This window comes from Microbacterium sp. NPDC086615 (genome assembly GCF_040686055.1).
In the GTDB taxonomy this organism is placed as follows: Bacteria; Actinomycetota; Actinomycetes; order Actinomycetales; family Microbacteriaceae; genus Microbacterium.
On sequence record NZ_JBFBJJ010000020.1, the window covers coordinates 1 to 23198 of the forward strand.

The 23198-nt window shown below is 72.2% G+C and carries 16 protein-coding genes; 11 read left to right on the top strand and 5 right to left on the bottom strand.

Annotation, left to right across the window (positions count from 1 at the left end):
* The first annotated feature begins 400 nt into the window (after nucleotides 1-400).
* Genes AB0O24_RS16175 through AB0O24_RS16185 form a run of 3 tightly spaced genes read left to right on the top strand, consistent with a single transcriptional unit; the run spans nucleotide 401 to nucleotide 3651 of the window.
* Nucleotides 401-1180, top strand: coding sequence for an electron transfer flavoprotein subunit beta/FixA family protein (locus AB0O24_RS16175; RefSeq protein ID WP_275801748.1), 780 nt, complete (start codon nucleotides 401-403; stop codon nucleotides 1178-1180).
* A complete protein-coding gene (locus AB0O24_RS16180; protein ID WP_275801749.1) occupies nucleotides 1177-2130 on the top strand; it encodes an electron transfer flavoprotein subunit alpha/FixB family protein in 954 nt (317 codons plus the stop codon). Before AB0O24_RS16175 ends, AB0O24_RS16180 begins: the two co-directional genes overlap by 4 nt.
* Complete coding sequence (locus AB0O24_RS16185; protein WP_363376368.1) at nucleotides 2131-3651, top strand: cytochrome b/b6 domain-containing protein; 1521 nt, start codon at nucleotides 2131-2133, stop codon at nucleotides 3649-3651.
* Nucleotides 3652-4326: 675 nt separating this feature from the next.
* Here AB0O24_RS16185 and AB0O24_RS16190 read toward each other — a convergent pair.
* Complete coding sequence (locus tag AB0O24_RS16190) at nucleotides 4327-4890, bottom strand: TetR/AcrR family transcriptional regulator C-terminal domain-containing protein (protein WP_363376371.1); 564 nt, start codon at nucleotides 4888-4890, stop codon at nucleotides 4327-4329.
* 56 nt (nucleotides 4891-4946) lie between these two features.
* Between AB0O24_RS16190 and AB0O24_RS16195 the strand changes: the two genes are divergently transcribed.
* From AB0O24_RS16195 to AB0O24_RS16205, 3 genes are read left to right on the top strand one after another with little or no spacing between them, the layout of a single operon-like run.
* Nucleotides 4947-5549, top strand: a complete 603-nt coding sequence (locus tag AB0O24_RS16195; protein WP_275799485.1) for a biotin transporter BioY — start codon at nucleotides 4947-4949, stop codon at nucleotides 5547-5549.
* Entirely contained in the window at nucleotides 5546-6226 is a 681-nt protein-coding gene (locus AB0O24_RS16200) for an ABC transporter ATP-binding protein (RefSeq protein ID WP_363376374.1), read from the top strand. Before AB0O24_RS16195 ends, AB0O24_RS16200 begins: the two co-directional genes overlap by 4 nt.
* A complete protein-coding gene (locus AB0O24_RS16205) occupies nucleotides 6220-6828 on the top strand; it encodes an energy-coupling factor transporter transmembrane protein EcfT (RefSeq protein ID WP_307384645.1) in 609 nt (202 codons plus the stop codon). Before AB0O24_RS16200 ends, AB0O24_RS16205 begins: the two co-directional genes overlap by 7 nt.
* A gap of 98 nt (nucleotides 6829-6926) precedes the next feature.
* Here the strand turns inward: AB0O24_RS16205 and cofE are convergent, their stop codons facing one another.
* The gene (cofE, locus tag AB0O24_RS16210) at nucleotides 6927-7679 is read right to left on the bottom strand and encodes a coenzyme F420-0:L-glutamate ligase (RefSeq protein ID WP_363376376.1); all 753 of its coding nucleotides are present in this window, start codon (nucleotides 7677-7679) and stop codon (nucleotides 6927-6929) included.
* A 1-nt stretch (nucleotide 7680) separates the two neighbouring features.
* Nucleotides 7681-8187 carry a GNAT family N-acetyltransferase gene (locus AB0O24_RS16215; RefSeq protein ID WP_022879470.1) on the bottom strand — a complete coding sequence of 169 codons (507 nt, stop codon included), beginning with the start codon at nucleotides 8185-8187 and terminating at the stop codon, nucleotides 7681-7683.
* Between the two features lie 108 nt (nucleotides 8188-8295).
* Between AB0O24_RS16215 and AB0O24_RS16220 the strand changes: the two genes are divergently transcribed.
* Both AB0O24_RS16220 and AB0O24_RS16225 read left to right on the top strand, forming a co-directional pair.
* Nucleotides 8296-9195, top strand: a complete 900-nt coding sequence (locus tag AB0O24_RS16220) for a DUF817 domain-containing protein (protein WP_363376380.1) — start codon at nucleotides 8296-8298, stop codon at nucleotides 9193-9195.
* A gap of 23 nt (nucleotides 9196-9218) precedes the next feature.
* A complete protein-coding gene (locus AB0O24_RS16225) occupies nucleotides 9219-9779 on the top strand; it encodes an acyl-CoA thioesterase (RefSeq protein WP_363376383.1) in 561 nt (186 codons plus the stop codon).
* Between the two features lie 67 nt (nucleotides 9780-9846).
* On the opposite strand, the gene AB0O24_RS16230 is transcribed toward AB0O24_RS16225, so the two are convergent.
* Complete coding sequence (locus AB0O24_RS16230; protein ID WP_363376386.1) at nucleotides 9847-10836, bottom strand: acetylxylan esterase; 990 nt, start codon at nucleotides 10834-10836, stop codon at nucleotides 9847-9849.
* 254 nt (nucleotides 10837-11090) lie between these two features.
* On the opposite strand from AB0O24_RS16230, the gene AB0O24_RS16235 reads away from it, so the two are divergent.
* From AB0O24_RS16235 to AB0O24_RS16245, 3 genes are all read left to right on the top strand, one after another.
* Nucleotides 11091-16583: an alpha-L-arabinofuranosidase C-terminal domain-containing protein gene (locus AB0O24_RS16235; protein WP_363376452.1), complete on the top strand. Its 5493-nt coding sequence runs from the start codon at nucleotides 11091-11093 to the stop codon at nucleotides 16581-16583.
* A 117-nt stretch (nucleotides 16584-16700) separates the two neighbouring features.
* Nucleotides 16701-20297: a proline dehydrogenase family protein gene (locus AB0O24_RS16240; protein WP_363376388.1), complete on the top strand. Its 3597-nt coding sequence runs from the start codon at nucleotides 16701-16703 to the stop codon at nucleotides 20295-20297.
* A gap of 237 nt (nucleotides 20298-20534) precedes the next feature.
* Nucleotides 20535-22049: an alpha-N-arabinofuranosidase gene (locus AB0O24_RS16245; protein ID WP_363376391.1), complete on the top strand. Its 1515-nt coding sequence runs from the start codon at nucleotides 20535-20537 to the stop codon at nucleotides 22047-22049.
* Between the two features lie 6 nt (nucleotides 22050-22055).
* Here AB0O24_RS16245 and AB0O24_RS16250 read toward each other — a convergent pair whose 3' ends face one another.
* Nucleotides 22056-22949 carry a hypothetical protein gene (locus tag AB0O24_RS16250; RefSeq protein ID WP_363376394.1) on the bottom strand — a complete coding sequence of 298 codons (894 nt, stop codon included), beginning with the start codon at nucleotides 22947-22949 and terminating at the stop codon, nucleotides 22056-22058.
* Nucleotides 22950-23198: the final 249 nt, after the last annotated feature.

Below are 23198 nucleotides of genomic sequence, written 5' to 3' on the forward strand. Positions count from 1 at the left end.
GGTGGCTGAGCGTGTCGAAGCCTCCGCGGGCGTCGCGCGGGGGCCCGGTCCCTTCGACGGGCTCAGGGACCTGTGTTGTGCGGTGGTGGCTGAGCCTGTCGAAGCTTCCGCGGGCGTCGCGCGGGGGCCCGGTCCCTTCGACGGGCTCAGGGACCTGCGTTGTGCGGTGGTGGCTGAGCGTGTCGAAGCCTCCGCGGGCGTCGCGCGGGGGCCCGGTCCCTTCGACGGGCTCAGGGACCTGTGTTGTGCGGTGGTGGCTGAGCGTGTCGAAGCCTCCGCGGGCGTCGCGCGGGCGGCGGGGCGTGCAGCGGTGGCTGAGCCTGTCGAAGCCTCCGCGCCCCGAACGTGGCCGTGGCCATGAGGCCGTGGCATCCATCCCCCGAACGAAGGAGCCGCGTCGATGAAGATCGTGGTGCTGATCAAAGAAGTGCCCGACACGTGGGGCGAGCGCCGGCTCGACCTCGAGACCGGGCTGACCGACCGGGCGGCCGCGACGCCCGTGCTCGACGAGATCGACGAGCGCGCGGTCGAGGCCGCGCTCGCCCACGCCGATGCGCATGAGGGAACCGAGGTGGTCGTGCTGACAATGGCGCCGGCATCGGCCGCGGCCACGGTGCGCAAGGCGCTGGCGATGGGAGCGACGTCCGCCGTGCACGTCGTCGACGATGCGCTGCACGGGGCCGATCTGCTGCTGACCGCCGAGGTGCTCGCGGCGGCCATCCGGCGCACGGGATTCGACCTCGTGATCGCCGGCAACCTCTCGACCGACGGGGGTGGCGGCGTGCTGCCCGCGATGGTCGCCGAGATCCTCGCCGTGCCGAACCTGACCGCGCTGTCGAGCCTCGAGCTGACGGGCGACTCCGCTTCCGGCGACCGTGTGAGCGACGCGGGCACGATGCGGGTGTCGGCCGCGCTCCCGGCGGTCGTCTCGATCACCGAGGCGATGCCCGAGGGGCGGTTCACGACCTTCAAGGGCATCATGGCGGCGAAGAAGAAGCCGTACGAGACTCTGGATGCCACGGCCCTCGGCGTCGAGGCGGAGGATCCCGCCGTGCCCCGGTACATCATGCTGTCGGTCACCGAGCGCCCTCCCCGCGAGGCGGGGATCAAGATCACCGACGACGGAGACGCCGCCGAGAAGCTCGCCGCCTTCCTCGCCGACGAGGGGGTGCTGCGATGACCGTCGCGCTCGTGCTGCTCGAGGTACTCCCCAATGGGGCGCTCGCCGCGTCGTCCGCGGGGCTGCTAGCCGCGGCCGGCCGGGTGGGGGAGTCGGTCGCGGTCGTCGTGGGACCGTCGCGCGCCGCGGAGGAGGCCGCCGGCCTCGGCGCGGTGCGCGTGCTCACCGCCGACGCCGATTCCGACGCCCTGACCCTTCCCGTGGTCGACGCGCTCGCCGCGGCGGTCGCGCGCGAGCGCCCCGACCTCGTGCTCGCGTCGAACTCCATCGAATCGCGCGACGCCGTGGCCCGCTTGGCCGCACGTCTGCGGTTGCCGCTCGCTGCCGACGTGGTGGGTCTCGACCGCGACGAGCTCGGGATCGTGGCGCGGCATTCCGCCTTCGGTGGGGCATTCACGGTGGAGGGTGCCCCGACCTTCGGGCCGCTTGTCGCCACCCTGCGGCCGGGCGCGGTCACCGAGCGCCTCGACACGCAGCCTCTTGTCGTCGAGCGGCTGGAGGTCGTGGCATCCGGAGTCCCGGCGGGTCGAGTCGAGAGTTTCTCCGAGACCGCCGCGCCGTCGTCGCGCCCCGAGCTGCGCGGCGCGGACATCGTGGTGGCCGGAGGGCGCGGCGTGGGCTCGCGCGAAAACTTCGCGCTCGTCGAGCAGCTCGCCGACGTGCTCGGCGCCGCGGTCGGCGCATCGCGCGCGGCGGTCGACGCCGGATACGTGCCGGCCGCCGCGCAGGTCGGACAGACGGGCGTGACCGTGTCGCCGCGGCTGTACATCGCGCTCGGGATCTCGGGGGCGATCCAACACCGCGCCGGCATGCAGACCGCTACCACCATCGTCGCGGTCGACAAAGACGCCGAGGCGCCGATCTTCGCGATCGCCGACTTCGGTATCGTCGGAGATCTGTTCACCGTCGTCCCGCACCTGATCAGCGCGCTCGAGGCTCCGAAGAAATAGATGGCGTCCACACCACGCAACCCGCGTCGCGGGCTGCCGCGCGTCCCCGGCGGGGAGCCCTGGCCGCCCGCGGTCTCCGGCGCGCCCGAGGCGGGGGACGACATCTCCGTGGTGGGCGCCGCGCCGGTGCAGGGTGCGCGGGGCGACGGCGAGCCGTGGCCGCCAGGTTCCGTTGTTGCGGATTCGGAGAACGGCGGCGGATCCGGACGTAGCGGCGAGATCGATCCGAATCCGGTGACGCTTTCCGAATCCGCGGCCGTGTCGGTCGCGCAGGATGCGGCCGGTCTCGCGGATTCCGCGAGTTCCGGGCGTGAGCCTCTTTCGGATCCGGATGCCGCGGACTCCGCGCCCGCGTCGGAGGTGCGGCGGGGGCTGCCTCGCGTTTCGGGTGGCGAGCCGTGGCCGCCGGCTTCCGCGCGCGCAGATTCGGAGAACGGCGGCAGATCCGGACGCATCGGCGAGATCGATCCGAATCCGGTGACGCTTTCCGAATCCGCGACCCCGTCGGCCGCCCCTCGCCCGCCCCTCGCGGTGCGGAGGACGGTGTGGCCGGGCGTCGCGGCATCCGCACCTCGCCCCGCGAAGGCCGAACCGCACCGCATCGGCCCCTACACGCCGCTGCAGTGGCTCGGCTCGATGATCGTGCTCGGAGTCTTCGCGTTCGCGCTGGCCGGGATCGCGGTGCTGCTCGCGCGGTTCGTCCTGGCTCTCGAGCCGGGGCGCGACTTCCTGGCCGCCTTCCCGGGCGAGTACCCGCTCCCCGAGGGGGCGCCGGTGGGGCTCCCCGTATGGCTGAACTGGTCGCACTTCCTCAACAGCTTCTTCCTGCTCTTCATCATCCGCACGGGATGGCAGGTGCGGCGTGAGAAGCGGCCGAGCGCCTTCTGGTCCCCGCGGAAGAACAAGAAGCGCCGCATCAGCCTGACGCTGTGGTTCCACCAGGCTGTCGACATCCTGTGGATCGCGAACGGTGTCGTCTTCGTCGTCCTGCTGTTCGCGACCGGGCAGTGGATGCGCATCGTCCCGACGTCGTGGGAGGTCTTCCCGAACGCGCTGTCAGCCGCGCTGCAGTACGTCTCGCTCGACTGGCCCACCGAGAACGGCTGGGTGAATTACAACAGCCTCCAGCAGCTGTCGTACTTCGCGATCACGTTCGTCGCCGCGCCGCTCGCGATCGTCAGCGGCGTGCGGCTGTCGGGCGTGTGGCCCAAGAACGCCGAGAAGCTCAACCGGATGTACCCCCTCGAGTGGGCGCGCAGAATCCACTTCCCCGTGATGCTGTTCTTCGTGGCGTTCATCGTCGTGCACGTCGGGCTGGTGCTGGCGACGGGCGCCCTGCGCAACCTGAATCACATGTACGCCGCCCGCGGCGCGGTCGACCCCGACGCCTTCACGAGCGACCCGACCGGGTTGCTGATCTTCGCGGCATCCCTGCTCATGATGGCCGCGGGATGGGTGGCCGCGCGACCGCGCGTCCTGGCGCCGATCGCTCGGCTCTTCGGCGACGTGAAGATGCGCTGAGCGGGCAGGGCCTTGCGGCTACTGCTCGGGCGAAACGATGTGCGGCGCGCTGCGCGCTCATCGCGTGCGCGCGGGCGTCCGCGCGGCTCCGCGCGAGCCGCGCATAAACGCTGTTTGCGCGCATAAACGCGTGCACAGCGTGTTTCTGTGAGCGGATGGCGTTTATGGATGCCGAATGCCGGCCGCGGCCTCGCGCCCACCCAACCGCGGCTCCGTGCCACGCCTCCCGCGGCTCCGCGCCGCGCCTCCCGCGGCTCCGCGCCGCGCCTCCCGCGGCTCCGCGCCGCGCCATGCCCTCGCCCCCGCTCTGGTCCCGCGCTCCGGCCCCGCGCTCCGCGCTCCGCGCCAGCGCGCATAAACGCTGTTTGCGTGCATAAACGCGTGCAGAGCGTGTTTCTGTGAGCGGATGGCGTTTATGGATGCCGAATGCGCGGCTGCGGCCCGGCGTCTGCCCGACCGCTACCTCGCGCGGTCCCCGCGCGCCCCGCGGCTCTGCCCTCTGGCGGCCTCGCGCCAGTACGCATAAACGCTGTTTGCGCGCATAAACGCGTGCAGAGCGTGTTTCTGTGAGCGGATGGCGTTTATGGATGCCGAATGCCGACCCGCGCCGCCCCGCCCGCAGCCCCGCCGCGCCGCCCGCGCCCGCAACCCGCAGCCCCGCCCGCAACCCACCCCCTACGCGAGCGGCCCCGCGCCCGCGCGCGCCCGCAGCCCGTCGGCGATGAGGTCGAGTCCGAAGGCGAAGTCGTCGCTCTCGAGGCCCGAGGTGCCCTCGCGCGCGCCGAGGCTGTCGTACTGCAGGCGCTGCTGCTCGTGCCAGACGAAGCCCAGCACGTAGTGCAGCACCGTGGTGGCGCCGCGGCGCGCGGTGTCGGCGTCGAACCCGGCGGCGGCGACCGCGGCGGTCAGCCGATCGTGCGCCAGCGTCGACCCGAGGCCGAGCGCGAGGGTGCTCGAGACGACCTCGGCGCCGTCGCGGTACGCGAGCAGAGCGTCCCGCAGGGCGAGAGCTTCGGTGCGGAGGTCGACGGGGATTCCGGATGCCATCCGGCCGACGATCCTGTCCGAGAGCTCCGCGAGCAGGGTCTGCTTGTTCGGGAAGTGCCAGTACAGAGCGCTGGGCTGCACCTCCAGGGCTGCTGCGAGTCGGCGCATGGTGAGGTCGGGGAGTCCGTGATCATCGAGGATCCGCAGGGCCGTCTGGGCGACGTCGTCGGCGGAGTGTCCTCGGGGTGCCATGCGTCTGAGTATAGTGAACGCTGTTCAGGTGAACACCGTTCAGGAAAGGCGTGCTCATGACCCGCACTCTCGATGCCACCGACCTCGCCCGCGTCGCCGTCTTCGCCGCGCTCATCGCGGTCCTGGGGCTGCCCGGGAGCTTCCCCCTCTTCGGCGGCGTGCCGATCACGGCGCAGACGCTCGGAGTGATGCTGGCCGGCGCAGTTCTCGGACCGTGGCTCGGTGCGCTCTCGGTGTCGATCCTCCTCGCGCTCGCCGCAGTGGGACTCCCCGTCCTCGCGGGCGGGCGGGGAGGATTCGGCGTCTTCCTGGGACCGACTGCGGGGTACGCCCTCGGGTGGATCCTCGGGGCTATCGTTATCGGACTGATCGTGCACGCGGGCGGACGTCGTCCCGTGGCGTGGCGCACCGCCGCGGCGATGATCGTCGGGGGGATCGGCGCCATCTACGCCCTCGGCATCCCGGTGCAGAGCCTGGTGACGCGTCTGCCGCTCGCCGAGACGGCGCTGACGAGCCTGGTGTTCGTGCCGGGGGATCTCCTCAAAGCGGCTATTGCGACGATCGTGGTGTCGGTGCTGGTGCGTGCCTATCCGCGAGGTTTCCGGCGCGCGTGGCGCGGGGCTGCCGGTGAACGGACGCCGGCCGACGTGCACGCGTGATCCGCTGCCGGCGACTAACCGCCCGCCTCGGCGACACGGAGGTGCTCCACGACGTGACCCTGGACCTCGAAGCCCGGACCATCGCGATCATCGGCGACAACGGCTCGGGCAAGTCCACCTTCGCCCGACTCGCGGCCGGGCTCGTGCGGCGCGCGTCGGGAGAGCTGCAGGTTCTCGGTCTCGATCCGGACAGGGATGCCGCTGACCTCCGCCGTCGCGTCGCCCTCGTGCTCAGCAACCCGGACGCGCAGATCATCATGCCCACCGTCGCCGAGGATGTCGCGCTCTCGCTCCGTCCGCTCCGCCTCGCGCGCGAGGAACGAAACCGCCGCGTCGCCGCGGCACTCGAACGCTTCGGCCTGGAAGCCCTCGCCGACCGCCCCGCCCACGACCTTTCCGGGGGTCAGAAGCAGCTCCTCGCGCTGTGCGGTGCGTTCGTGCGCGAGCCCGACCTGGTCGTCGCCGATGAGCCCACGGCGTTCCTCGACGCGCGCAACGCCCGCGCCGTCGCCGACCACCTCTTCGCCGACACCGGGCACGCGCTCATTGTCGTCACGCACGACCTCGCCCTGGCACGCCGGTGCGAGGAGGCCGTGCTGTTCGCGGACGGCCGGGTCGTAGCATCCGGTGCCGCGGGCGCGGTCGTCGATGCCTACGAGAGCGCCCTGGCGTGCTGACGATGTACCGCCCCGGCGCGGGATGGATGCACCGGATGCCGGCCGGCCCGAAGCTCGCGGTTTTCGCGGTCGTGGCGGTCATTGTCGCGGCGCTGCCGCCGGTGTGGATCACGGTCCCGATCGCGGTCGCCGTTCCGATCGCGGTGTATGCCGCGGCGGGAATGGGCGTCGGACGGGGGCTTCGCGCGCTCGGCGGCCAGGCCTGGGCACTCCGCTGGATGATCGCCATCACGGCGGCGGGGCAGCTGATCTTCCTCGGGCTCGAGCCGGCCGCGGCGAACACCGCCCGGGTGGCGGCGGCCGTCCTCATCGCGGGGGTGGTGCCGCTCACGACCCCCGTCTCCGCGATGCTCGACGCGCTCGAGAGAGGGCTGCGGCCGCTGCGTCTCGTCGGCATCGACCCAGCGCGCGTCGCCCTGCTGTGGATGGTGACGCTCACGACGATCCCCGTCCTCGCCCGCCACGCCGCGGAGGTGCGCGATGCCCAGCGCGCGCGGGGGCTCCGTCCGTCGCTCGTGCGCGGAACCTTGCCGTTCCTGGTGGTCGCCCTGCGCCACGCGGATGACCTGGGCGACGCGCTCGCCGCTCGCGGCATCCGCTGACTGAGCCCCCTCGTCCCACTTCTGGTCGGTGCGGGCCTCTCCAGGTGACCACAAGTGGGACATGCACCCCTATATGTGGGACGAGGGGGGACAGGGGGTCAGTCGCACGCCGCGCGACCCGTCGCGAAGCCCTCGGCGTACGCCTCGTCCGCTCCCTGGCGGAACATGTCGCGCTCGGGATCCCGCACGATCGAGCGCGCGCCGGGCAGGTCGAGATCGCCCACGAGGTCTGCGCGTCCCCGCACGATCGCGACGGGGCGGCGCGACGCCTTGCCCTTCACGAGGTCGGTCGCCGCGGCGATCTCGTCGGCCACGCACGGCAGGGTGACGACGAGGGGGCGGCCCTCGGCATCCGACGTCCCGCGGAGGTCTTCGAACACATGGATGCCGCCGGCCCCGATCGCGTGATCCGTCTGGCCCTCGCGCCAGGCGCGGCCCAGGGTGTCGGTGATGATCACGCCCACTCGGGCGACGGAGCGCAGGCCCTCGGCGATGCGCCGGGCCGAGGCGTCGGGGTCGACCGGCAGCAAGAGCACCGTGCCCTCGGGGGTGTTGCTGGCGTCGACCCCGGCGGCGGCGGAGACGATTCCGAGGCGGTTCTCGACGATGCGCGTCACGTGCCCGGCGGGGGAGGTGCGGGATGCCACGAGCCGCACGGTCTCGCGCGTGATCGCGTCTTCGCGGTCGTCGGCGTGCAGGATCCGGCCCTCGGCCTTCGACACGATCTTGCTCGTGACGACGACGATGTCGCCGTCACGGAGCGAGCCGCCCGCGGCCTCGAGGATCACCCCGACCAGGTCGGTGCCGGGCGTGACCTCGCCGATGCCCTCGAGGGCCCAGATCTCCAGCACGTCAGCGGACGAAGCGCACCTCGGTGAGTTCCTCACCGAGGAAGGGCTCGACGTGCGACGCGCCGTCCAGCGCGAAGCCGTTCCGCGCGTAGAAGCGGTGGGCGCGGGGGTTGTCCTCCGCGACCCACAGGTACAGCTCTTCGCCCTCGTCGACGGCGGCGTCGAAGAGCTGCTGGCCGATGCCGGTTCCGTGGAACTGGTCGAGCAGATAGATGAAGTACAGCTCGCGCGCCCGCGGGGCGTCCTCGTCGCGGGCGGGACCCGAGCCGACGAAGCCGACGATCTCGCCGTCGACGAGGGCCGCACGCATGCGGTAGTCCTCGCCCTGGGCGGCCCAGTGGGTCCACAGCTCGGCCATGCGCTTGGGGGAGACGGCCTCGAGGGCGGCCGTGCTGATCAGGTGGTCGTACGTCTCGTGCCAGCACGTCGCGTGCACGCGGCCGAGGGCCTCGGCATCCACATCGCGTACCGGACGGACGACGATGTCGGTTCGGGTTTCCGCAGTCATGGCGCGACTCTACGCGGCCCTCCCGCCACCCGGAAATCGGATGCCGACGACCCCGCGATGCGGTAGGGCATCGGCGTCCTGCCAGACTCGCGTGCCACGATCCGGGGCATGATCGCGCGCCCCGCCCTCACGTCGGTCGAGGCCCGCATCGACGCGTACGCGAACCGGCTGCTGCGCTCGGCCCCCGCCACCGGTGCCCGCGCGCGTCTCGTCGAGTTCGCCGTCTTCGTGCTCAAGCAGGCGTGGGCGTGCGTGTTCGGGGCGGCGTTCCTCGCGGCCGTCCTCGCCGCGAAGCTCTGGTACCCCGACGACGCGGCGCTCGCCCGCAACGACGCCCTGACGATCGCCGCGGTCGTGATCCAGGTCGCGATGGTCGTCGGCCGGCTCGAGACGCTCCGCGAACTGCGCGTCATCGTGCTGTTCCACGTCGTCGGCACGGTGATGGAGCTGTTCAAGACCGACGTCGGGTCGTGGATGTACGCCGCCGACGGCGTCCTCCGCATCGGCGGCGTCCCGCTCTACAGCGGTTTCATGTACGCCGCGGTCGGCAGCTACATGGTGCGGGTCTACCGGCTGTTCGACCTGCGTTTCATGCGCTACCCGCGGCGGTGGCTCACGGCGATCGTGGCCGCCGCGATCTACGCGAACTTCTTCACCCACCACTGGATCGTCGACCTCCGCTGGGTGCTCGTCCTCGCGGTCCTCGTGCTGTGGGGGCGCACGATGATGCATTTCCGCTTCTTCCGGGGCACATTCCGGATGCCACTCCTCCTCGCCTTCGCCGGTGTCGCGGTGTTCATCTGGCTCGCGGAGAACATCGCGACGTACGCCGGCGCGTGGCTGTATCCGTCGCAGGTGGGCGGGTGGCATCCGGTCGACGCGTCAAAGCTGTCTTCGTGGTTCCTGCTGATGATCGTGTCGGTCGTGCTGGTGGCCTGGGTGTATCCGCCGCGCGGACCCGACCCCCCGGCGTTGTCGGCTGGGCACAAAGGAATCGCCGCTTCGTAGGAAGATCACTACGCTCGCGGCTCGTGAACGTCCTCTGGCGCACCCTTCTCGTCCTCCTCCGCGCGCAGCGTCGCCTGCGGCGCGAGGGCCCCGTCGACCCGAACTCGGTCGGACGCATCCGCATCCGCGTGCTGCCCACCGACATCGACCTGCTGCGGCACCTCAACAACGGCCGCTACCTGTCGCTGTTCGACCTCGGGCGCTGGGACCTGCTCACGCGCACGGGCATCGCGGGCGCGATGAAGGCGCACGGCTGGTACGCCGTGGTCGCGGCCGAGACGATCACGTTCCGGCGTTCGCTGGAACTGTGGCAGCGGTTCGAGCTCGAGACCCGCATGCTCGGCCACGACGACCGCGCCGTCTACCTCGAGCACCGCGCCGTCGTCGACGGCGAGATCTTCGCGCGCGCGATCATCCGCGCCCGCATCCTCCGCCGCACCGGCGGGACCGTGCCGCACGAGGAGCTGTTCGCCGCGGTCGGACGCCCCGAGGGCGTGCCCGACGTCGAGCCGTGGGTGCACGAGTGGGCCGCAGCCTCGGCGCTGCCCTCGACGAAGCGGCCCGCGCCCAGCGACTGGCGCTGAGGCCCCTGCACGTGAGTTGCCACGAGTTGTCGCCTCCGGGCACGGCCGGGCGACAAATCGCGGCAACTCACGCGCTCGAGGCGACGCCGAAGCGGGCGTCGAGCCACGCGACCTGACGCGCCCAGTGGCGTGATCCGCCGCCCTCGTGGCCGTTGTACGGGTAGATCTCGATCGCGGCGTCCTCGGATGCCAGGGCGTGGAACGCCGCGAACACCCCCGACGGCAGCACGATGTCATCCATCAGTCCGACCGAGAAGAACGCGGGCACCGCGATCCGTCGCGCGAGGATCGCGCCGTCGATGTGCGACAGCGTGTGCAGGGCCGTCGCGGTGTCGTCGCGGTGGATCGAGAGCCACCGCGTGACCTCGGTGAACGGCGGGGACGGGGTCCGCACGATCGCGTTCGGGATGTCGCACAGGAACGGCACGTCCGGCATCACCGCGGCGACCGCATCGCCCGACAGCGCCGCCGCGGCGATCGCGAGCGCGCCGCCCTGGCTGCCGCCGGTGACGGCGATGCGCGTGGCATCCACCCCGGGAAGCTCGCGGACCACGTCGACCAGGCGCGCGGCGTCGGTGTACAGGCGGCGGTAGTAGTACTCGCGCGGATCGTGGATGCCACGGGTCATGACGCCCGGGTAGGCGGCGATGGATCCGTGGGGGTCCGGGGTGTCGCCGATGCTCCATCCCGAGCCCTGGCCGCGGGTGTCCATGATGACGTGGACGTAGCCGGCCGCGGCCCACGCGATCTTGTCGCCGGGGAGGCCGCGCCCGCCGCCGTACCCGATGAACTCGACGACCGCCGGCAGCGGTTCGTCGCCGTGCGGGCGCACGACCCAGCCGCGGATCTCGTCGCCCGCGTACCCCGTGAAGGTCAGGTCCCGAACCGACAGGGCCCGGACGGGGCCGTCCACCGCGGTGAGCGTCGCGGGACGGGCGGCGGCGCGGGCCTCCGCGAGCGTCTCGATCCAGAAGGCATCCAGGCCCTCGGGCTCGAGGAGCTCCGGGCGGTACTCGTGCAGCAGGTCCAGCGGCATGTCGGTGAAGGTCTGAGCCATGGCGATCTCCAGTGGTCGGGGCGAATCGACAGTAGCGAACCAGGGTCGCGGCCGGGGGCCGGAGGCGCGTGGGGCCCAACACGCGCCGTCGTGTGTGAAGCCTCACATTTCGCGACCGGGAGCGCTACCACGGGTGATAGCTGTTGACACGGGGGTGGGGCAACCCCAAAAATGATGCAAAAGTGAGCGCTCACAATTCGAGCTCGCTTCCGCCGGCCCCGCCGGATCACCCATCGTCGAGGAGGACGATCTTGGTGCTGTCACGCCCCCGAACCCCTGAGGCCGCGCGCGGGAGGGCACTCCGTCGCGCCGGTTCTCTCCTGGCCGCTGCCGCCGTCGTCCTGAGCGGGCTCGTGCCCGCGGTGGGTGCGGCTGCGGCGCCGCTGCCCGTGCCCCTGGCGTCGTACGACTTCGCCGCGACGACCGGGACCACCGTTCCCGACGCGTCCGGCCACGGTCACGTCGCGACGATCCGCGGCACCGGCTTCGCCCTCGACGGCGACAAGCTGTCGCTCCCGGGCGGGGCCGCGGGGTCGAACGCGGCGTACGTCGAACTGCCCACCGGGCTCTTCGACGGCCGCAGCACCGTGACGGTGTCCGCGTGGCTGCAGGACCGCACCGGGGCGGGGAACCAGGCCGCGATGTTCTTCGGCACCACCGAGAACCTGCCGCAGCAGTACTGGTTGCTGAATCCGTCGAACCCCGCCGGCCGCGTGAAGTCGGTGCTCACCGACGGTCCGCGCATCGGCCAGCCGTGGACGCTCGAGCGCGGCATCTCGCCGACCGACGCGTCGCGCGGCGTCGCCGGTCCCGCGGCGACCGACGCGTGGGCGCTGTACACGACGGTCATCACGCCCACCTCGATCACGGCGTACCTCGACGGCACGAAGCTCGGCACCGTGGCATCCACCCGGACCGTCGCCGACTTCGGGACCGGGCTCGTGTCCTACATCGGCAAGTCGTCGTACCCCGACCGCATCTGGAAGGGCGGCGTGCGCGACGTCGCGATCTACGACGCCGCGCTCACCGACGACGAGGTCAAGGCGCTCGTCGCCGAGGGCACGCCCTCGAACCAGCAGGACGTGGATGCCGCGGCCGCGGCGCTCGCGATCCCCGGCGCCGACGACGTCCGGGGCAACGTCACCCTGCCCACCGCCGGACAGAACGGCACCACCGTCGCGTGGACGTCGTCCGACGCCGCGGTCGTCACGGCCACCGGCGAGGTGACGCGCCCCGCGCACGGCTCCGCCGCGAAGACCGTCGAGGTCACCGCGACCGTGAGCAAGGGGTCGAGCTCCGTGACCCGCACCTTCTCGCTCGTCGTGCAGCCACTGCCGGAGAAGCAGGAACTCGGCGCGTACTTCTTCCCGTTCTTCACCGGCGAGAGCACGACGACCGACGAGGAGATCTCGTTCGCGACGTCGCGCGGCAACGACCCGAAGAGCTGGCTGACCCTCAACGACGGCAAGCCCGTGCTCACCTCCGATCAGGGCGAGGAAGGCATCCGCGATCCGTTCGTGATGCGCTCGCCCGACGGGGACCGCTTCTACATGCTGTCCACCGACCTCAACATGTTCGACCGCTACAACGGCGACTTCGGCCGTGCCCAGGAGGTCGGCAGCCGCAAGCTCAACGTCTGGCAGTCCGACGACCTCGTGACCTGGAGCCCGCTGCGTCAGATCACCGTGTCCAGCGCGCTCGCCGGCAACACGTGGGCGCCCGAGGCCACGTGGGACCCGGACCGCGGCGAGTACGTCGTCTACTGGGCCTCGAACCTGTACCCGAGCGCCTCGACCGACGGCCGCCGCGCCGCCGACAGCTACAACCGCATGATGATGGTCACCACCCGTGACTTCGTCACGTTCAGCGAGCCGCAGCCGTGGGTCGACGTCAAGCGCGGCGCGGGCAAGGGCACGATCGACGCCACCGTCGTGCGCGACGGCGACGTGTACTACCGGTTCATCAAGGACGAGGCATCCATGACCGTCCGTCAGGAGCGCTCGACCGACCTGACCGCGACCGTCACCGGCTCGCTCCCCACGACCACCTCGACGCCCGGCTGGCAGCTCGTGAAGGAGCAGATCGGCGTGGGCCAGCCCAACCCGTGGGGCGGCACGTTCACCAACGGCGAGGGTCCGACGGTGTTCGCCGACAACGCCGAAGCCGGCCACTGGTACATGCTCATCGACCAGCCCAGCTACCACGGCGGCCAGGGCTACATGATGTTCGAGACGCGCGACATCGCGTCGGGGAACTGGACGTCGGTCCCGGATGCCGGGCTCCCGAGCCGTCCGCGTCACGGTACGGTCCTGCCGATCAGCGTCGCCGAGCAGCAGCGTCTGAACGCCGCGTACCCGACCGACGAGACCGCGGACTACTCGATCACCGCCGACCCGTCGAAGGACGGTGCCGAGATCTCGGACGAGATGTACGGCGTGTTCTTCGAGGACATCAACAACGCCGCGGACGGCGGGCTCTACGCCGAGCTCGTGCGCAACCGGTCGTTCGAGTTCCTCCCCGTCGACAACCAGGGCTTCACCGGCATGACCGCGTGGACGCCCGTCGGTCTCGGCGGCGGCGCGGGGTCGGCGAAGCCGGTCAACGACGCCGCGCGCATGAACGACCGCAACCGCACGTACCTGCGGCTCGACCTGAACAACGCCGGTGCGGGCACCTTCGGCGTGGAGAACGCCGGGTTCGACACGGGCATCGCGCTGACATCGGGCGGGTTGTACGACGTGTCGTTCTGGGCGCGGACGACGGCTCCGGCCGGCACGCCGGTCTCGATCGTGCTGCGTTCGGCCGGTGGCTCCGCGCTCTCCGACGCGGTCACCGCGACGGTGGCCGGCGACGGCTGGGTCAAGTACAGCGGCACCGTCACGGCATCCGCGACGACCGACGGCGCCCGTCTGCTCGTGCAGGCCGGCGGCGCCGGCACGCTGCGCCTCGACGAGGTCTCGCTCTTCCCGCGCGACACGTTCAAGGGCCACGCGAACGGGCTGCGCAAGGACATCGCGCAGAAGATCGCCGACCTGCACCCGAAGTTCGTCCGCTTCCCCGGTGGCTGCATCGTCAACGTGAACAGCCACGAGGACTACTCCGCGGCATCCGGCTACCAGCGTGCCCGGTCGTACCAGTGGAAGGACAGCGTCGGACCCGTGGAGACCCGCGCGACCAACGCCAACTTCTGGGGCTACAACCAGTCGCTCGGCCTCGGGTACTACGAGTACTTCCAGTTCGCGGAGGACATCGGCGCCAAGCCCGTGCCCGACGTGCCGGCGCTGTTGAACGGCTGCGGCCAGGGTCTGCAGCAGACCGATCCCGCGCTGCTCCAGCGCCACATCCAGGACACGCTCGACCTCATCGAGTTCGCCAACGGCGGCGTCGACACGACGTGGGGCAAGCTCCGCGCCGAGATGGGACACCCCGCTCCGTTCGGTCTCGACCGCATCGAGATCGGCAACGAGGAGAACTATCCCGAGGCGTTCATGGCGAACTTCGTGCAGTTCCGGGATGCGATCAAGGCGAAGTACCCCGACATGATCCTGATCAGCAACTCGGGTCCGGATGCCGAGGGCGCGAACTTCGAGAAGCACTGGGCGCAGAACCGGGCCGAGAACGTCGACATGGTCGACGAACACTACTACCGCGACCCGTCGTGGTTCCTCTCGCACAACATCCGGTACGACTCCTACGACCGCAACGGCCCGAAGGTGTGGATCGGCGAGTACGCCTCGCGCGACAACCGCTTCTACAACGCGCTGTCGGAGGCGGCCTACATGACCGGCCTCGAGCGCAACGCCGACGTCGTGAAGATGGCGTCCTACGCACCGCTCCTCGCCGACCAGAGCAGCAACCAGTGGCGGCCCGACCTCATCTGGTTCGACCGCGACCAGGTGTGGGGCTCGGCCAACTACGAGGTGCAGAAGCTGTTCATGACCAACACGGGCGGCCGCGTCGTGCCCACCACGGCCGACGGAGACCTGGCATCCACGGGTCTCGCCGGATCGGTCGGGCTCTCGACCTGGAGCACGTCGGCGCGCTACGACGACGTGAAGGTCACCGACCCGGACGGGAAGACGCTCTTCGCGGACGACTTCTCCGACAAGAACGACGACGGCTGGACGAAGCTCGCGAACGCGGGATCGTGGTCGGCGGCCGACGGCAGCTACGTGCAGTCGTCGACGACGGCGAACAACACCCTCGTCGCGGGTCCCGCCCTGGATGCCACGGACTACGACGTGTCGCTGAAGGCCACGAAGCTCGCCGGTGCCGAGGGCTTCCTCGTCGGGTTCGGCGTGAAGGGCTCGGCCGACTACCTGTGGTGGAACCTCGGCGGCTGGGGCAACACCCGCAGCGTCGTGGAGAAGGCCGTCGACGGGGCGAAGTCGATCGTGACCGACACCGGGACGCCGCGGGTCGAGGCGGGACGCACCTACGACCTGCGCATCCAGGTGCGCGGCCCGGAGGTGACGCTCTTCGTCGACGGGCAGCAGGCCGGCCACTTCACCAACACCGCGGTCGAACCGTTCGCCCAGGTGATGACGAAGGACGAGGTGACCGGTGACGTCATCCTCAAGGTCGTCAACGCGCAGGCGAAGGAGGCCGTGACGAAGGTGGATCTCGGCGGACTCCCGGTGCTGCCGACCGCGCAGATGACGGTGCTGGCCGCCGCCCCGGGTGCGGTGAACACGGCCGATGCCACTCCGGTGGCGCCGACCACGTCGGACGTGACCGTGAGCGGGAGCTTCACGCGGACGTTCGCGCCGTACTCCGTCACGTTCCTGCGGATGCACACCCGGACGCCCGACACCCAGGCGCCGAGCGTGACGGTCTCGAGCTCGCCCGCCGCGCCGGACGGTGCGAACGGCTGGTTCGTGTCGCCCGTCTCGGTCACCGCGACCGCGACCGACGACACCGACGCCGCCCCGCGGCTCGAGGTCAGCACCGACGGCGGCACGACGTGGGCCGCGTACAGCGGCGCGGTCACCCCGGCGGACGGCACGGCGAACCTCGCGTTCCGCGCCACGGACGCGGCCGGCAACGTCTCGGCATCCGTTCCCGCGACGGTTCGCGTCGACCGCGCCGCGCCGACGGTGACGAGCGCGGTGGATGCCACGACCCGCAGGGTGCGCCTGACCGCGGCCGACGCCGCCTCCGGCGTGGACCGCATCGAGTACCGTCTGGGCGACGCCGCGACCTGGACCGCCGTGTCCGGCGCCGAGGCCGTCGTGACCGCTCCGGCGGGTGCCGTCACGATGTCCTACCGCGCGGTGGACGTGGCCGGCAACGTCGGGGGGACGGGCTCGGCCTCGGTCGGCGCCACCGCGGGCGACCCGACGCTGGCGGTGTCGGGTGACCTGATCGCGGGCGGGACGATCACCGTCACGGGCACCGGCTGGCCGGCGAACGCCGACGGTCGACTCGAGCTGCACTCGGCGCCGATCGCCCTCGGCGCACTGCGCACCGACGGTGACGGGACGTTCCGGGTCACCGTGACGCTGCCGGCTGACGTTCCCGCGGGGACGCACGACCTGGTCGCGATCATCGGGGACGTGCAGGCGTCCGTGCCGGTGGAGATCCGCGCGGCGGCCGGCATCACGCCCCCGGTTCCGGCCGCTCCGACCGCGAGCACGCCCCTCGCGGTCACCGGCGGCACGGTGTCGATCGCCGCGCTCGTGCTGGGTCTGCTCGCGCTGGCCGCGGGCGTCTTGATCCGGCGGCGGCGCCGCGTCCGCGCGAACTGACGCGTTCGCCAGAGGAGGGGTCCCGTCGCTCGCGCGGCGGGGCCCCTCCCGCGTCGATTCGAGGCCACGCGGCGGGGCCGCCGGGGGCGGGCGCGTCGGCTCCTTAGGCTGTGGGGCATGAGCGAGAACGAGCCGCACGCGGACGGTCCCCTGCTCTCCACCGACCCGGTCGAGCGCGCCGTCTCCTACGCCGCGACGTTCGCGGCGTCCCCCTCCGCGTCTCCCGAGATCGCGGGGTTCCTGGCCCGCGCCGCGGACGGTGTGCTGCGGCCCGAGGGGACAGCCGCTCCCGCCGCCGCCCTCCCGCGGCTCTCGGGTGAGGTCCCGGCCGGACTGCCCTGGGTGGCGCGTGGCGCGGTCCAGCTCGGCGCGGCGATCGCCCCCGTGCTGCCGTCCCCGGCGGTCCCTCTCGCGCGGCGCTTCCTCTCCGACGCGCTGTCGTCCCTGTTCCTCGACGCGCGCGGCGACCACCTCGGTCCGGCGCTCGCCGCGCTGGGCCCCGACGTGACCCCCGACCTGCGGCTGACCGGGCCTGCCGTGCGGGGCGAATCGGCCGCGCGGCACCGGGTCGATGGCATCCGGGCCCTCGTCGCGCGCGAGGACGTGCCGCGCGTCTCCGTCGCCGTGACCGAGGTCGTCGCGGGGCTGTCGCGGTGGGCGTTCGAAGCCGACGTCGAGTACGCGGCCGAGCGGCTGCTTCCGCTGTTCCTGGATGCCGCGGGCTCGGGCACGCGCGTCACCCTCGTCGCCGAGGGGCGCGACGACCTCGACCTCACCGTCGCCGTCCTCACCCGCGTGCTCGAGGAACCGCGCCTGCGCGACGCGTCCGCCGGGATCGCGCTGCCCGTCGCCGTGCCCGAGACGCTGGGGGCCCTGCGCGAACTCGCCGCGTGGGCGCGGGTTCGCGTCAGCGGCGGAGGATCGCCGCTCGCGGTGCGCCTCGACGACGCGATTCCCGTCACGGACGACGCCCTCCGCGCCGCTCGGGGCGGCTGGCCCGCCCCGGCCGTCACGGCCCCGGCCGAGCTGGACGCACTCACGGTCGCGACGGCGCGCGAAGCACTCGGTCGCCGCGCGACCGAGGGACTGCGGGTCGAGTTCGCCACCGGCGACCCGGTGCGCGCCGCGATCGTGCGCGCCCTCGCCGAGGACGCGGAGGCGCACATCGATCTCGCGCTGCTGCTCGGCGGCTGGGCCGTCGACGGACAGCACGTCCTGCTCGCGCCCGTGGTGCATCCCGACGACGCCGACGCGGTGATCGCCGGGCTCGCCGCGCGGGCGGCGCAGCGGCATCCCGAGGGCGACGACGGCGACGGCGACCCCGAGACCCGCATCGCCGCCGCGTTCGCGACGCCCGAGGCGACGCCCGCGCCCGGCCGCGCCCCGCAGCGCGGCATCGCGCCGACCCCGCCGATCCTGCGCGAACCCGCCGATGCCGATGCCGAGGAGCCGGGCCTGACGCAGGCGGTGCTCGGCATCGCCCGCGACGCCGCCCCCGGCGACACGCAGGCGCTGGGGCCGGACGTGCAGCAGATGCTCTTCGGCGGTCAGGCCTTCGTCGACACCGCGGTGTTCTCGGTGCGCGAGACCGTCGAGCTGTCGGGCGCGGCACCCGGTTTCCGCAACGTCCCCGCTGCCGACCCCAGCGTCCCCGAAGACCGCGCGTGGGCGCACGACGTCCTCGCCGCCGTCGCCGGATCGACGGCCGGGGACGCGACGGCCGCCGCCGGTCGCATCGATGACGAATCGGGCCTGGATGCCGTGATCTCCCGGGTCCGCGACGCCGCGGAGGAGTGGGGGAGCCGAGCCGCGACCGACCGCGCCGCGGTGATCGAAGCGGCATCCCGGTCGCTCGCCGAGCGCCGGGCGGAGCTGGTCGAGGTACTCGCGTCGGAGGGCGGCGCACTGTTCGCCGAGGCCGACGCGGAGGTCGACCAGGCCATCGACGCCGCCGCGTACTACGCCGCGACCGCGAAGGAACTGGATCGGGTCGCGGGGGCCGTGTTCGTGCCCGACCGGCTCACGGTCGTCGCGCCGCGCTGGAACTCCTCGGTGGGACTGTGCGCGGCCGAGACCCTCGCGGCGCTCGCCGCCGGTTCCGGCGTCGTGCTCACGCCGTCGCCGCGCGCGCGGCGGGCCGGAGCCGTCGTCGCCGAGGCGCTGTGGGCCGCCGGGGTCCCGCGCGACGCGCTCGCCTACGTCGACCTGAACGAAGAGGCATCCGGTCGCGCCCTGATCGTGCACCCCGGCGTCGACCGCGTGCTGCTCGCGGGAGCCCGCGCGACGGCCGAGCGCTTCGTCGAGTGGCGCCCCGACCTGCCGCTGCAGGCGCTCACGGCCGGGCGCAACGCCGTGATCGTCGCGCCGTCGGCCGACCTCGACCGCGCGGTCGCCGACATCGTCTCGGGGGCTTTCGCCCGGGCCGGTCAGGCCGCGACGGCGTCGTCGCTCGTCATCCTCGTGGGGGCCGTCGCGCGCTCGACGCGCTTCCTGGCGCAGCTGAAGGATGCCGTCGGGTCGCTCCGCGTGGGGCCCGCCGACGATCCGCTGTCCGACGTCGGTCCGCTGGTCGAGGAACCCACGGGCGACGTCCGCCGCGCGCTGACCGTCCTCGCCGACGGCGAGCGGTGGCTCGTCGAGCCGCGCGAACTCGACCTCGGACCCGAGACCGCGGGCCGCTTCTGGACGCCCGGCGTTCGGACCGGGGTCCACGCCGGCTCGCACCTGACCCGGACCGCCGTCGCGGCGCCGGTGCTCGGCATCCTGCACGCCCCGACCCTGGCCCGCGCGATCGAGCTGCAGAACCTCGTCGGCTCGGGCTTCGTCGCCGGGCTCCACACCCGCGACGCCGCCGATCTCGAGCTGTGGCTCGACACTGCCGACGCCGCGATGCTGCGCGTCAACCGCCCCACTACGGGCGCCGTCGTGCAGCGCGAGCCGCTCGGCGGCTGGGGTACGGCGGGCGTGGGCCCGGGCGCGATGTCGGGCGGCCCGAACCGGCTCGTGGCGCTGGGGGCGTGGCGGCCGTCGTCCGGTGGCCCGGCGTCGTCGACGCTGCACCTGCGCGGGCTCGACACGCGCATCTCGTCGCTCATCGAGGCCGCCCAGCCGACGCTCGACTACGCCGCGTTCGAATGGCTCCGGCGCGGGGCGCTCTCCGACGCCGTCGCGTGGGACCGCGAATTCGGGCGGGTGAAGGATGCCTCCCGCCTCGGTGTCGAGCGGAACCTCCTGCGGTATCGACCGACCGACGTCGCGGTGCGCGCGACCGCCGACGCCCCGTGGCAGGCGGTGCTGCGCGTGCTCGTCGCGGCCGTCCGGTCCGGATCCCGCTTCACGCTGAGCACCCCCGTCGGACTCCCCGCCGCGGTGCGGCACCTGCTCGGCGAGAGCGGTGTGCCCGTCTCGGTCGAGTCCGACGAGGAGTGGCTGCAGCGCCTGGCGGGTGGCATCCCGGATGCCGAGTCCACCGACGACACGGCGGTCGCCCTTCGTCCGTCGCGCGTGCGGCTCGTCGGCACAGCGGCCTCGGCGGAGGGCCTGAGGGTCGCGCTGGCCGAGACCCTCGGCGGCGACTCCACGCTGACGGTGTACGCCGGCGAGGTCACGACGGCCGGCCGCATCGAACTGCTGCCGTTCCTGCGCGAGCAGGCGGTGTCGATCGAGGCGTTCCGTTTCGGCCTCCCCGACCCCTGGAGCGCGGCGGTCATCTGACCCGGTCGGGGCGCGGCCTGTGGGTGCTGGCATCCACATCACGTGATCTGGTCGAGGTGACCCGAAATGGCGTGTAACGGCGCGTGATCTCGGCCACGTCGCGTGATCTGGCGCCACCGCCGGGGCCCGCGCCACCGCTCGGGCATGCAACCCGGTCCTTCCGGCGGCGGGAGTTTCGAAAACGTTTTACGACGTCGAGCAGGGCGGGTAGCGTCGGGACCGACCGGAGGAGCAACGATGACCACCGCACGCCTGACCGTCGACCCCCGCTTCCCCATCGGGGCCGTGCGGCGCCGCCTCTTCGGCGGCTTCGTCGAGCACCTCGGCCGCCACGTGTACGACGGCATCTACGAACCCGGCCACCCCGAGGCCGACGAGCAGGGGTTCCGTCGCGACGTCCTCGAGCTCGTGCGCGAGCTGGGGGTGAGCATGATCCGGTACCCCGGCGGCAACTTCGTCTCGGGCTTCCGGTGGGAGGACAGCGTCGGCCCGCGCGACCAGCGCCCGCGCCGCCTCGACCTCGCGTGGCACTCGACCGAGACGAACGAGGTGGGACTGCACGAGTTCTCCGACTGGCTCGAGAAGGCCGGCAGCGAGCTGATGCTCGCGGTGAACCTCGGCACGCGCGGGACGCTCGAGGCCATCGACCTGCTGGAGTACAGCAACCTGCCCGGTGGCACCGCTCTGTCGCAGCAGCGCATCGACAACGGACGCGAGGCCCCCTTCGACGTGCGCGTGTGGTGCCTCGGCAACGAGATGGACGGACCCTGGCAGCTCGGCCACCGCTCCGCCGACGACTACGGCAAGCTCGCCGCGCAGACGGCGAAGGGCATGCGTCAGCTCGACCCGTCCATCGAGCTCGTGGTGTGCGGATCCTCCGGCGCGCAGATGCCGACGTTCGGCGAGTGGGAGCGCGTCGTCCTCACCCACACGTACGACGAGGTCGACATGATCTCGTGCCACGCCTACTACCAGGAGCACGACGGCGACATCGATTCGTTCCTCGCGTCGTCGGTCGACACCGACCGGTTCATCGAGGCGGTCGTCGCGACCGCCGACCACGTCGGCGCGGTGCGCGGCAGCGACAAGAGGATCGACATCTCCTTCGACGAGTGGAACATCTGGTACCAGACGCGCTTCCACGACGTGGATCAGCTCAGCGGTATCGACAACTGGCCGGTGGCTCCGCGGCTCCTCGAGGACGTGTATTCGGCGGTGGATGCCGTCGTCTTCGGCAGCCTCATGATCTCGCTGCTCACGCACGCCGACCGCGTGGCATCCGCTTCCCTCGCTCAGCTCGTGAACGTCATCGCGCCGATCATGACCGAGCCCGGCGGACCGTCGTGGCGTCAGACGACGTTCTTCCCCTTCGCGATCACCTCGCGTCTCGCGCAGGGCGACGCGCTGCGCCTCCGGGTCGAGGGGCCGACCATCGAGACCTCGACCTTCGGCGCGGTCCCCGCGGTGGACGCCGTCGCCACCCACGACGCCGAGACCGGCGCGACGGCGATCTTCCTCGTGCACCGCGGTCGCGACGAGAGCGTCGACATCGCGATCGACGTCAGCGGCCTCGGTGACGTCCGGATCGCCGAGACGCACCTGGTCCACGACGACGACCCGTACGCGCGGAACACGCTCGAGGAGCCGGAGCGCGTGACGCCCGGAACCGTCGACGCCCGGGTGGACGGCGGCATCCTGCACGTGACACTGCCGCCGATCGCGTGGGCCGCGCTCTCGCTCGCGGGCGCCTGACGCCGACTACCGCGCGGGGGTCGTCGCCACGAGCGCGACCTCCTCGTCGGTCCACAGGTACTCCTCCTGCAGAAGACGCAGAACATTCCGTGCCGCTGCGGGGCTGGAAACGCTCGCGCCCCCGTGGACGGGTAATGCCAGCGACTCGACTGCTGACGCCGCTTCACGTAGTTCGTGGACCAGCTCCGGCCGCTGCGCGGTCACGTCTTTGTCCGCGATGACGAGCAGCGTCCGAGACCCGTCGCACGCACGGTGCACATCGCGGTACACGGCGACCCAGAAGACAACGGTCGCCGCGCCCACCGTCACCATGGCGACGACGCCGATGGGAATCGCCGCGATGTCGGTGAACAGGGTGGGCAGCGGCGTGGCATCGGAGCCGGCGCGGACGAGGGCGATCGTGCGGACGCCGTTGTAGAACGCGTAGACCGCGACGGCGATCGCGAGGAGGCGGATGGAGGACCGCCGCGCTTCCGGCGAGATCGCCGCGGTCACGGCGGCGCACGCGCACACCACGGCCAGGGCGCCGGTCCGGCACGTCGCGGCCACATCCTCGTCCAGGAGAAGGGAGGTCACGGCGACGACCGCGACGGAGCCGAACGACGCCAGGACGCACGTCACCGCCGCCCTCGACGGACGAAGGGCGCGGAAGGCGAGCGGGATCATGGCCGGGCCCAGGACGAGCAACGCGTTCGCCGTCGCGAACGTCGCCGACCCGCCCACGTTGACCCACAGCAGGTACATCGCCGCCGCACCCACCTCGACGACGCCGGCGACGATTCCGTAGCGGATCGAGGTCCCGGTGGGGCCGTGACGCCCGGTGAGCCAGAGCCCTACGCCCAGGATCGCGCTCGTGACCACCAGGGCGGTCACGGAGAGGACGATCACAGAAAGGATCACGGGGCGGACTCCAATGCTCGGTGCAGGCGAGACGCTCAGGGCTTGAAGTCAACGACGCCGGAGTCGTCCAGGCAACCGGTCCGTCGGGGAGGCCCAGACCCACTACTGTTGCTGCCCGATTCGGCGGGCGCCGCGGGCACGCAGAAACGCCCGTTCCCCGCAGAATCCATCGGGACGACTGCGAAGAACGGGCGTTTCTGGGAGCTTCGACCCGGGTCTGGCCGGGCCGGGACCCGGCTAGGGGCCGGG